9 protein-coding genes are annotated in these 11,754 nt (G+C 68.6%); 4 read left to right on the top strand and 5 right to left on the bottom strand.

All coding sequences use genetic code 11. The annotated features are described in order from the left end of the window. The first annotated feature begins 103 nt into the window (after positions 1-103). From AB0I59_RS00560 to AB0I59_RS00550, 3 genes are all read left to right on the top strand, one after another. Positions 104-835 carry a class I SAM-dependent methyltransferase gene (locus AB0I59_RS00560; RefSeq protein WP_061253193.1) on the top strand — a complete coding sequence of 244 codons (732 nt, stop codon included), beginning with the start codon at positions 104-106 and terminating at the stop codon, positions 833-835. 136 nt (positions 836-971) lie between these two features. Continuing rightward, positions 972-2,846, top strand: coding sequence for an acyl-CoA dehydrogenase family protein (locus AB0I59_RS00555; RefSeq protein ID WP_061253192.1), 1,875 nt, complete (start codon positions 972-974; stop codon positions 2,844-2,846). A gap of 298 nt (positions 2,847-3,144) precedes the next feature. Next, on the top strand, positions 3,145-3,294 hold the full coding sequence (locus AB0I59_RS00550) for a hypothetical protein (protein WP_358128612.1): 150 nt from the start codon (positions 3,145-3,147) through the stop codon (positions 3,292-3,294). A 135-nt stretch (positions 3,295-3,429) separates the two neighbouring features. On the opposite strand, the gene AB0I59_RS00545 is transcribed toward AB0I59_RS00550, so the two are convergent. From AB0I59_RS00545 to AB0I59_RS00535, 3 genes are all read right to left on the bottom strand, one after another. Further along, positions 3,430-4,575, bottom strand: coding sequence for an acetyl-CoA C-acetyltransferase (locus tag AB0I59_RS00545; RefSeq protein WP_061253191.1), 1,146 nt, complete (start codon positions 4,573-4,575; stop codon positions 3,430-3,432). 202 nt (positions 4,576-4,777) lie between these two features. Beyond that, on the bottom strand, positions 4,778-5,665 hold the full coding sequence (locus AB0I59_RS00540) for a class F sortase (protein ID WP_358128610.1): 888 nt from the start codon (positions 5,663-5,665) through the stop codon (positions 4,778-4,780). 9 nt (positions 5,666-5,674) lie between these two features. Further along, positions 5,675-6,589, bottom strand: coding sequence for a hypothetical protein (locus AB0I59_RS00535; RefSeq protein ID WP_358128607.1), 915 nt, complete (start codon positions 6,587-6,589; stop codon positions 5,675-5,677). 729 nt (positions 6,590-7,318) lie between these two features. Between AB0I59_RS00535 and AB0I59_RS00530 the strand changes: the two genes are divergently transcribed. Next, positions 7,319-8,725 carry a DUF2079 domain-containing protein gene (locus AB0I59_RS00530; RefSeq protein ID WP_358128605.1) on the top strand — a complete coding sequence of 469 codons (1,407 nt, stop codon included), beginning with the start codon at positions 7,319-7,321 and terminating at the stop codon, positions 8,723-8,725. 209 nt (positions 8,726-8,934) lie between these two features. On the opposite strand, the gene AB0I59_RS00525 is transcribed toward AB0I59_RS00530, so the two are convergent. Next, positions 8,935-10,059 carry a class F sortase gene (locus AB0I59_RS00525; protein ID WP_061253187.1) on the bottom strand — a complete coding sequence of 375 codons (1,125 nt, stop codon included), beginning with the start codon at positions 10,057-10,059 and terminating at the stop codon, positions 8,935-8,937. 14 nt (positions 10,060-10,073) lie between these two features. Beyond that, positions 10,074-11,489, bottom strand: coding sequence for a hypothetical protein (locus tag AB0I59_RS00520; protein ID WP_358128602.1), 1,416 nt, complete (start codon positions 11,487-11,489; stop codon positions 10,074-10,076). Positions 11,490-11,754 lie beyond the last annotated feature (265 nt).

The raw sequence follows: 11,754 nt of genomic DNA, 5'->3' as shown, positions 1-11,754 counted from the left end.
CGGGAACGGGCGTTTCACCGGTTGCCATACGGGAACGGGAATCCGCCGTACGAGGCGGGCACTAGACTCGGCGCCACTGCCAGCACGCGCGAACGAGGATTGTATGTCTGGGTATGACCGTGTAGTCCAGCCGGCGGCCGGAGACGAGGCTCTGGAGAACCACCTCGGTGGGGACGAGGCCAAGAACTACCGGCAGTACGAGTTCGACATGGTCGCGCCGCACGTCGGCCGCTCGATGCTGGAGATCGGATCGGGTCTCGGGCACTTCGCGGAGCAGTTCCTCCCGCGGCTCGACCGGCTCGTGGTGAGCGACTTCGACCCTTATTGCGTCGAGCAGCTCAACAAGCGCTTCGCCGAGCGCGACGACATCTCCGTGCTCCAGTTCGGCCTGCCGACGGAGATCCCGCTGGAGGAGCCCGTCGACACGGTGATCATGATGAACGTCCTCGAGCACATCGAGGATGACGTCGAGGCGCTGCGCTCGCTGGCCAAGGTCACCGCGCCGGGCGGGCGGATCGTCATCTGGGTGCCCGGCTACATGCAGTTGTACGGGGACTTCGACCGCAAGGTCGGCCACGTCACCCGGTACACCCCCTCGACACTGGGCAGGACGGTCGTCGCCGCCGGGCTCAGGCCGCAGGTGCTCAAGCCGATCAACTTCCTGGGCGGCATCGCCTGGTGGGCCGCCGTACGGCGTGGCGGGGTGGGGTACCCCGACCCCCGGCTGGTCAAGATCTATGACCGGACGGTCGTCCCTGCGACGCGGTTCATCGAGCGGTTCGTCCGGCCTCCTTTCGGCCAGACCGTCTTCTGCGTCGCCCGCGTTCCGCGTTAGGGGTCACAGCTAGCCGTCCCGTCTGCCGTTTCATGACGGCTCCGGTCCGTCGCCGTCCCGGACTTGTCCGTTTCCTGGGGGTTTCAGGGGCTACTCGCGGGTAGCACCACGGCATCCACTGCCTCAGGAGGTCGTGATGACCGAATACGCCAAGGCACGCGAGGTGGCCGAGCAGGCCCGCGAGACGGAGTGGGCCCGCCCGAGTTTCGGCAAGGAGCTGTTTCTCGGGCGTTTCCGGCTGGATCTCGTCCATCCCGCGCCGCAGCTCAGCGAGCAGCAGACAAGGAAGGGCGAGCGGTTCCTCCAGACGCTCACCACCTTCCTGCGCGACAGTGTCGACCCTTCGGTCATCGAGCGTTCCGCGGTCATTCCCGACGAGGTGGTCAAGGGGCTGCGCGCGGTCGGCGCGTTCGGGATGACGATCGACGAGCAGTACGGCGGGCTCGGGCTGAGCCACCTGTACTACTGCCGGGCGCTGATGCTGGTCGCGTCCTACTCTCCCGCGCTGGCGGCGTTGTTGTCGGCGCACCAGTCGATCGGCGTGCCGCAGCCGCTCAGGCTGTTCGGGACACCGGAGCAGAAGCAGCGTTTCCTGCCCCGATGCGCACAAGGTGAAATATCAGCTTTTCTCCTGACAGAGCCGGATGTGGGATCAGACCCGGCCCGGCTGGCGACGACCGCCGTACGCGACGGCGACGCGTACGTCCTCGACGGGGTCAAGCTGTGGACGACCAACGGGGTCGTGGCCGACCTGCTCGTCGTCATGGCCAGGACGGGCACCCGGATCTCCGCGTTCGTCGTCGAGGCCGACGCCCCCGGCATCACCGTCGAGCACCGGAACGCGTTCATGGGCCTGCGCGGCATCGAGAACGGCGTGACCCGCTTCCACAAGGTCAGGGTCCCGGCGGAGAATCTCATCGGCCGCGAGGGACAGGGCCTGAAGATCGCCCTCACGACGCTGAACACCGGACGCCTGTCGCTGCCCGCGACCTGCGCGGGCGCCGCCAAGTGGGCCGCCAAGATCGCCCGGGAGTGGGGCGCGGAGCGCGTCCAGTGGGGCCGCCCGATCGGCGAGCACGAGGCCGTGGCGCGCAAGATCTCCTTCATCACCGCCACCGCGTACGCCGTGGAGGCCGTGGTCGACCTCGCCGGCCGGCTGGCCGACGACGAGAGCAACGACATCAGGATCGAGGCCGCCCTGGCCAAGCTGTACGGCTCGGAGATGGCCTGGCAGATCGTGGACGAGCTCGTCCAGATCAGGGGCGGACGAGGTTACGAGACCGCCGAGTCTCTTCAGGCCCGCGGCGAGCGCGGCGTGCCCGCCGAGCAGATGTTGCGTGACCTGCGGATCAACCGCATCTTCGAGGGATCCACCGAGATCATGCATCTGCTCATCGCCCGCGAGGCCGTGGACGCGCACCTCTCGGTCGCCGGGGACCTCATCGACCCGAAGGCCGACCTGCGGGCCAAGGGCCGGGCCGCGACCAAGGCGGGCGCGTTCTACGCCCGCTGGCTCCCCGGCCTGGTGGCCGGAGCCGGACAGTTGCCGAACTCCTACTCCGAGTTCGGGCCGCTCGCCCACCACCTGCGCTACGTGGAGCGGACCAGCCGCAAGCTCGCCAGGTCCACCTTCTACGGCATGTCGCGCTGGCAGGGGAAGCTGGAGCACCGTCAGGGCTTCCTGTCCCGGATCGTCGACATCGGGTCGGAGCTGTTCGCGATGACCGCGGTCTGCATCCGCGCCCAGGAGGACGCGGCCAGGCACGGGCGCGGCGCGCTGGAGATCGCGGACACGTTCTGCCGTCAGGCGCGGCTCCGCGCGGACGAGCTGTTCACGCGGTTGTGGGTCAACTCCGACGCCACCGACGTACGGCTCACGCGCCGGATCCTCGCCGGCCGCTACGCCTTCGTCGAGGACGGCATCCTCGACCCGTCGACGGACGGTCCGTGGATCGCGCCCGCCACGCCGGGGAAGGCGACCGCGAAGGACGTCCACCGCGACATCCCCTAGCCAGGAGCAGCCCGCCGTACGAGGGCCGTCCCGGCGTCGCCGGGGCGGCCTTCCGCCGCCCGGAAAACCTGTTGGAACCGGAAGGCCCGCCTTGTTACGGTCCCCGTGTGTGGATTCTTCTCTACCGCGACCGCTGATCATCTGATCGCTCGCGATCTCAGCCCGCTCGCCGTGAGCCGCGCCTGACGCGGCATCCCGGGGCGCCCCACGCGCGCGCCCCTCGGCCCTGTCCTTTCGACGCGGCAGCTGAGTGACGGCACTTCGTGCCGCGTTCCCGTTCTTGCCAAGGAGATCTCACATGCGTGTACGCGCGTCCAAGAAGCGCGGCGGGAAGACCCTCCCGCATACCCCTCAGCCCCAGCGCAACCTGCCGCCGCGCCAGATGCCCATCCCGGCGCGGCCGGTACGACCGGCGCAGATGCCGCGCAGGCTGCCGCGCCCCAAGTAGCGGGCGAGCCTCCACTCCCGCGTCCATGAGAAAGGGCACCCCGGCCGGGGTGCCCTTTCCGTTCCCGTCCGTACGGCGGGGCCGTACCGGGCGGATCACCCGGGACGGCGTGGCCTCCGTCCCGGGCGAGTGATCTCAGAGGCGCTCGATGATCGTCACGTTGGCCTGACCGCCGCCCTCGCACATCGTCTGCAGGCCGTACCGGCCGCCGGTGCGCTCGAGCTCGTGCAGCAGCTTCGTCATCAGGATCGCGCCGGTGCCGCCCAGGGGGTGACCGAGGGCGATGGCCCCGCCGTTCGGGTTGGTTCTGGCGGGATCCGCGCCGATCTCCTTGAGCCACGCGAGCGGCACCGGGGCGAACGCCTCGTTGATCTCGATGGCGTCGATGTCGTCGATGCTCAGCCCGGCCTTGGCCAGGGCCTTCCTCGTCGCCGGGATCGGCGCCGTCAGCATGTAGACGGGGTCGTCACCGGTGAGCGCGAGGGTGACGATCCGGGCCCGGGGCACCAGGCCATGATCACGTACCGCCTGCTCGGAGGCGATCAGCACGGCGCCGGAGCCGTCGGAGATCTGCGACGAGGTCGCCGCGGTGATCCGCCCGCCCTCGCGCAGGGTCTTGAGCTCGCCCATCTTCTCCAGGGTGGTGTCCGGGCGGGGGCCCTCGTCGTTCTCAACGCCGTTGACCGGGGCGATCTGGTCCTTGAAGTGCCCGTTGGCGATCGCCTTCGCGGCCCGCTGGTGGCTCTCGTAGGCGAACCGCTCCAGCTCGTCGCGGCTCAGGTCCCACTTTTCGCACATCAGCTCCGCGCCGCGGAACTGCGAGATCTCCTGCTTGCCGTACCGTTCGACCCACTTGTCGCCGAAGGGGAAGGGCATGCCCTTCTCCAGCGCGGCGGTGATGCTCGACCCCATGGGGACGATCGACATCGACTCCACACCGGCGGCGACGACGAGGTCCTGCGTGCCCGACAGGATCCCCTGCGCGGCGAAGTGGATCGCCTGCTGCGACGAGCCGCACTGGCGATCGATGGTGACTCCGGCGACGTTCTCCGGCAGTCCGGCCGACAGCCAGGCGTTGCGCGCGATGTCCATCGACTGGGGACCGAACTGCATGACGCAGCCCATGATCACGTCGTCGACGGCGGACGGATCGACGCCGGTGCGATCGACCAGCGCCTGGAGCGTGTGCGCGGCAAGGTCCGTGGGGTGGACCGTCGACAGCCCGCCCTTCTTCTTGCCGACCGGGGTGCGGACCGCCCCGACGATGTACGCCTCTGCCACAGTGCCTCCCACAGGAAACCGAGCATTGTTCGGTTACCAGGAGGCTACAACAGAACTTTCGTCGGCGCTTGTCCTGGTATGAGAACCGATCGCGGATATATCCGGCATACCCAGCGCGTTGGATCGGCCGGCTTCCCGGACACCTACCCGCCACGGACATCACCGATCAGCCGATACGGGATGCCCTTGGCCTTCGGGCCGCTCAGTCCGAGGCGAGCCGGGTGCTGGTCATGGTGGCGTACACGATCACGTTGTCCACGTAGTGGCCCGTGTTGCGGTTGTACGACCCGCCACAGGTGATCAGGCGCAGCTCGGCGTTCTCCCGCGAGCCGTAGACCCGATCGGTCGGGAAGGTCTGCTTGTTCGCCTGCTCGACGCCGCCGACCGTGAAGACCGCCACCGTGCCGTCCATCCGGACGACCTCGATCGTGTCGCCGTACTGGATCTCGTGCAGCCGGGTGAAGACGGCGCTGCGCGTCGTGGTGTCCTTGTGCCCCAGCATCACCGCGGGACCGGGCTCCCCCGCCGTGGGGCCGCCGCGGTACCACCCGACGAGGTTGTGGTTGCTGATCGGCGGCGTCTCGATGGCGCCGCTCTTGTCCGTGCCCACGGACTTGATCGGCGCGTTGATCCCGAGTCTGGGGACGATCAGCCGACGCGGCGAGGACGGCTGCATCGCGGCAGCCGGTGGCAGGGTGGGCGCGGGCGGAGGCGCGGTGGCGACGGCCTGCGTCAGCGGCTGCCCCGTACCGCCGGGACCGACCGAGGGCACCAGCCCCTCGGCACCCTTGATCTTCAGCGTTTGACGGGCCGGTGGCGCGTACTCGTCGGGCGAGCCCAGGATGAAGAACACGCCGATGATCACGGTGATGACGCCCGCGACGGCGGCCAGGATCAGCACGCCACGCATGGCCGACGCGCCGCCGCCCTGCGGCTGCGGCGGCGGCTCAGGCTCCTGGTACGCCTGGGGATAGACGACCGGCGCCGCGTGGAACACCGGCTGGCCGTACACCGGCTGCGGATGGACGGGGGCGCCGTAGGGCGGAACCGGCTGGCCGGGCGGATACTGCCCCGGTGGCGGCGTGGTCACTGCCGCACCTCACCGCTGCGCGGCACGACGCCGGGAGCGCAGCATGAGTCCGCCGGTGGCCGCCGCCAGGACCAGCGCGGTTCCCGTGAGCACGAACATTCGCCCGTCCGGTCCCGCGTCCGCGCCTCCTCCGGTCGCGGCGCCGCCTCCGGGCGTCTTCTTGACCTGGGTGTCCTTGGACGGCTTCGCCGTCACGGTCTTGTAGACGGTGTGCGTCGGCAACGGCGTGGGGCTCGACGCCGACGTGGACGGAGTCGGCGTCGTTGACGAGCTGGACGACGCGCTCGCACTGGCGGTCACCACCGCGATCGTCGCCACGGCCGGCGCCGACTTGGCTCCATCCGTCGTCGCGATCGCACAGCTGTAGAGCAGCTCCGAGGTAGCTGCGGTGCCCGCCGCGCCGGCCTTCAGCACGTTCAGCTTGAAGTCCCTGGCGGTGAGGACGATCGATGAGGCACCCGTGGACGGGGTGATGGTCACCGTCGCCGCGGGTAGCGGTCCGAAGGTCGCCCCCTTCTCCACCGTTGCGGTCACCGATGTGGAGGGCGAGGGCGTGGACATCGCCACGATCCCCGTAGCCGGGCTCACCGAGGCCACGACCGAGGGTTGCACCTGGATCCACGCGCCTGCTGGGATCTCCTCCGGAGCCCCGAACTCGGATGTGGATGTGGTGCCGGGGGTGATGCTCAACGTGGCGAGGAACTGCGTTCCGACGGTCGCGGTCGCCACCGATGACGTCAGGCTGACGGTGAAGTCATGGGTGACGGCGTCGGCTTCCCCCGTCTTCGGGGTGCATTTGTACGTCACCGGCTTGCTGTCCGCGAGCGCACTGACGGCCGAGAGGGCGCCGACGAGGACGGCTGCGCTGGCTACTCCGGCGGCGGCTTTCGTGGCGATACGACGCCGTGCCTTTGACTTCAGCACTTCCTTCACTCCCGTGGGTCGGTTTCGGTCGCGGCTTTACCAGACGTACCAGAATCCCGGTCTAGCGTCTCAGTTAGGTAGAGATCTTATGAACTCTCCCTGGGAATCGCCCCATTTGTAGGGAAACACGGTCAAGGAACCCTATCGCGAGACACGGCTCACTTGCCGGTGCTGCGTAGCAGCATGTCGTCCTCGCGATGCGAAACCACCTGGTGGCCCCGCTACATCAGCTCCCTACTCGGGCCCGCTGGGCATGGGTACGCGCACAGCCGGATCTGTGGGTGGCCGAGGTGGGCCCGGTCGAAGTTGTGCGGCTCGATCAAGGTGGCTTCGTCATGGCGACAACGAGATCGCCCACACCATCAGCGCTCCGGAAGTGACAGCCTCGCCCACGCCACCGACCCTCTGAAGGACGGGGTCACGGGCGTGGACTCGATTCGCCGTTTCCCAACCAGGCATCCGATTTCTCGCTTTCGCGGCGATATCCAAGGTGCTAGCTTTGATCGGCCTCACGGAACGGGTGCCGTCGGCCTCGACCGTGCATCACCGCCGTCGGCTCCACCCCGCGGCAGCTTTCTGTATCGAGCGCCGCAGGGAGGATCACACATGGGCTTATCGCCCAGTGCCACAGAGCGCACGGCGCAGGAAGCCGGAACCTCTCAGCGTCGCCGAACTGGAGCCCTACAAGCCGTCGCCGCAGCGCTTTCGCCGACGACACGCTCTCGGAACGTGATCGCCCTGACAGCCGTCGTCCTCGCCGCCACCGGTGTCTACTGCCTTCTGGGGCTGGTCAGGTTCTACATGTACCGGGCGACCAGCATGGACCTGACGCTGTTCGACCAGATGGTGCGGGGATTCGCCTCGTTCAGCGCTCCGACGAGCCCACTACGCGGGGAGACACTCGACCGGGGCATGGATTTCGTGCAACTGGGCGAGCACTTCTCACCCATCCTGGCGGTCCTGGCCCCGCTGTACTGGCTGCATGACGGACCCGAGACCCTCATCGTGGCTCAGGCCGTTCTGTTCGCGCTGGCGATACCGCCCCTGTGGCTGTTCACCCGGCGCGTGCTCGGCACCAGCCCCGCCTATCTCGTCGTCGTCGCCTACGCCGTCTCCTGGCCCGTCGCCCAGGCGGTGAACTTCGACTTCCACGAGGTCGCCTTCGCCCCACTGCTCACCGCCGTCATGATCGAACGGTTCAGCGCGGGCAGATACACAACCACCGCGCTTGCCGCAGCCGCACTGCTCCTGGTCAAAGAGGACATGGGGCTCATGGTCGTTGGTTTCGGCGGATACGTCGCACTACAGGGGCGGCGCCACACCGGGATCATGTACATGGGCATCGGCATGCTCTACACCGGCTTCGCCCGCAGCATCTTCATACCGTCCGTCGGCGGCGACCCCGGCATGTATTGGGCCTACAGTCAGCTCGGCAGCAGCGTGTCGGCCGTGGCCGTCAAGGCGCTCACCGATCCGCTCAGCGTCCTCGGCACCTTCTTCAGCCCTCAGATCAAGGTCGACACGCTTGCGTTCCTGCTGTGGCCCGCCCTGCTGACCTGCCTGTTCTCGCCGCTGATGCTGATGGCACTGCCACACCTCCTGGAGCGCATGCTGTCGGACCGCGCACACTGGTGGGTCACCGACTTTCATCACAGCGCCTTCACGGTGATCATTCTGTTGTGCGCCGGTGTCGACGGGGCCTCCAGGCTGATCCGCTGGTCACGGCGCCGCCGGCCCGACCTCAGCGAGCGCACCGCGTCACTGATGTGGGCGGCAGGCGCCTGCGCGATCTCGCTCACGCTGGTGCCCCGGTTCCCGTTCGACCAGCTCATCAGGCCGGACTTCTACGAAAAGCATCCCGACGTGGCCGCCGCGGAGCAGGCGGTCGCGGCCGTCCCGTCCGGGGTGGTCGTCGAGGCCGTCAACCACGTCGGACCGCATCTGTCCGCCCGGACGACGGTCCTGCTGTGGGAGGACAAACCCCCCAAGGCCCCATGGATCGTGGCCGACGCCGTCCGGGGCGCATTTCCGTGGGGCTCGCCGACGAGACAGCAAGAGCGGGTGGACGAGCTGATCGGCCTCGGCTACCAGGTTGTCTTCAAAAGCGAAGGCTATGTGGTGCTACACCGCGGCTGATCAGCGCCTGCGAGAACCAACCTTGGTTCGCCACACGTGCGGCTTTCGCCGACACCCGCGGCACCCACCGATGCCACCCGTAGCCGCGAGGTCCGTGACCGGAACACCGATGACGGCCTCGCTGCGGCGGCGGTAGGTTCGTCCGCCGCCTTGCGAGCGGGAACCCTCGCCGCCCGAGGCGAGTGGGACGTCCCGGAGTCCCCCACCGGCTACTTCGCGTTGCGGGTGCCGGTCATGGTCGCGTACACCACGATGTTGTCCGTGTAGCTGTGGTTCTTGGCGTTGTAGGCGCCACCACACGTGATCAGCCGGAGCGCGGCGGTGGAGACGTTGCCGTAGACACGGTTCGTCGGAAACGTCGTCTTGCCCACCTGCTCGACACCGTCGACCGTGAAGATCGCGCTCTTGCCGTCGGCCCGGCGAACCTCGATCTTGTTGCCGCGCTTCAGCTCGCGGAGCCGGTTGAAGACGGCGGAGCCGGTACGGGTGTTCACGTGGCCGAGGATCACGGCCGGGCCCAGTTCGCCGGGCGCCGGTCCGAGCCGATACCACGCCGCGAGGCTGGGACGGCTCAGCGGCGGCGTCCCGATCTCGCCCGACTTCGCCACCCCGACAGAACCGACGGTGGCGTAGACGCCGATCGCCGGGATGCGAATCTTGACCGGCTTGGCGGAGGCCGCCTTCTTGACCTTGGTCGAGGCAGCCGACGCGGGCGCCGTCGTGATCGTCAACGGGGGCAGCGGCTGGAGCGCGGGAAGCGGCGGAGGCGCGGTCGGCGCGGCGGCCGTCAGGGCCGTGCCCGGACCGCCGGGCCCCACGGTCGGCGGAAGGAACGTGCCCGCTCCCTGAAGTGCCACCTCTCCGCCGGGGACCGGCTTGCTCCCCTGGACGTCCTCCGGCGCGGGCGACAGTACGGCGAGCAGCCCCGCCATGATGGCCGCGATACCGCCGAACGACCCGCCCACCAGCAGCGTGGCGAGAACAGGCTGAGGCAGCGGCTTGCGCGTCTTCACGACCGGAGCGACCGGAGCGACCGGAGCGGCTGGGACAGCCCCCATCTGAACCGGTACGCCGGGCACCCCGCCGACCTGCGGGGCGACCTGCGCCGGCGGGACCTGACCTGCGGGGACCTGCCCGGGAGAAGGCTGCCCGGGGGCGACCTGGGCGCTGCCCCCGGCCGTGCCCGTATCGCCGGAGGAACCGGCGGCCGTGCCCGGCTGCTCCGCGGGGGCCTGCCCGGTAACGGGCGAGGTGGCACCGTCGGGCGCGGCCGTACCGGCGGGTCCGTCGCCGGGCTGGGGCTTGTCGTCGTGCGCGTCAGGAGTCGAGTTCATCTCCGTCAGTCCCCTCAAACCGTCCGCGACCGGTCATTGGCATGTGCCGCCCGCCTGCGCAGAAGCACGATTCCGCTGAAAACTCCGCCGATCACCATGGCGCCGCCGGAGCCGATGAGCAGTGCGGCGGAGGCACGCGAGGTCTCCGGAGCCTCTCCGGTCTGGGCCCCACCCTTCGGTGTGACCTTCACCTGCGCCGCGGTCGGCGTCGTGGCCGGCAACGTGATCGTCGTCGTCGCCGTCGGCGTCGGACTGCCCAGAACGACGACGCTCGTCAGCTTGCTGTCCGTCGGAGTGGAGGTGGAGCCGTTGCCCGTCGTGGGCGGAGACGAGCTGTTCCCGGGCGTCGGAGTCGTCGAGCCCGACGCGGTGGCCGAGGGACTCGTCGAGGGACTCCCCGAGGGGTTGCCACTGTCCGAGGGATCCGCCGACTGCGAGCCGCCCGGCGATGTCGGGGCGGTTCCGCCCTCGCCGATATTGACGTTCACCGACACGGGTGCGCTGACGAGGTTGCACTCGGCGCGATATTCCTTCGGCGGGTTGACCAGCTCTCTGGTGATCACACGGAAGGCGTCGAGCTGCCCCCACTTGCCGTCTTCGACGTTGGTGACCGTAATGGTGTGCTGGCCGTATGGGAGCCCGCGGAAACGCCACAGGGTCTGCCCGCCCTTGTTGGCGTCGTTCACCTGCGTGCCGTCGTCGTTCTTCGAGGGGTCGATCCTCGGCGGGGTGCCCGCGACGCCGTCGATGAAAATGTCCACCGGCCCCGCACGCTGGTCTTTCTGGGCGACGTACTCGACCCCGGTTCCGGTGAAGGTGTAACTGGCCCAGGCGCCGGCCTTCGTCGTCCGGTGCAGGTCCAGGTGGTAGTCGTTGTTCTGGCTCAGTTGGTCGTTGTGATCGTCCCAGTCAGCGCTGTACGTGATCCCCGGATCGTCGTCGTTGACCATGATCTCGGACGCCGGCGGCCGGAAGTCCACGAAGAGCTTGCGGGGCGTGACCTTGACCACGCCGACTCGGTCCGTGTGCGCGAAATCGGAGATTCCCTCGGGGAGCTTCAGGGGGCTGCCCTTCACCAGCGGCGCCTCCTGGTCCACGTTGCCCATCGGCTTGAGCACGCCTTCCCATGCTCCCGAGAGCTGGACGTTGCCGGTCACCTCGATCTTGCCGCCGTTGGGCAGCAAGGCGGGTGCTCCGAACCTGGTCACGTCCTTGTAATTGAGGTCCCACCCGATGTTGAGCGGGTCGCCGACGTTCAGCGTCGTGGGAATGGTGACTTTCGTGCGGAGATTCACCACGCCCGAGCCCGTCCCCGCGACTCCACCGGTACAGGCGTAGTCGACGACCAGCTCAGCGGTGCTCGCGCCCGCGGACATCGACGGAACCACGATCGCCGCCGCTCCCGCCAAGCCCAGAACTGAGGCGGCCACAGTCCTCCGGAGACCTGTTCCCCAGCGATCCACCGCACGCTCCGATCACGAAAGCCGCATCCCATGCAGCCCATAGCAAACCGAAGGTAGATCTTATGGGTTTCAACAGTTCCCAAGGAGGACGAAAAGCCGAAAGTTGGCGTACTTGTAATCCGGAAGCCCAGAATTGATCATTCGCGGCGCCTCCCGCCCGATGATCCGCCTCGAACCGGCCGTCTACTCCCGAACGCTCCCCGACCTCGAACGTCGTACGCACACCCTCGGC

Origin of the sequence: Microtetraspora glauca (genome assembly GCF_040656155.1) — a bacterium.
GTDB classification, from domain to species: Bacteria; Actinomycetota; Actinomycetes; order Streptosporangiales; family Streptosporangiaceae; genus Microtetraspora; species Microtetraspora glauca.
The sequence above is the reverse complement of the archived record's forward strand: the minus strand, read 5'-3'. Positions and strand labels throughout refer to the sequence as shown.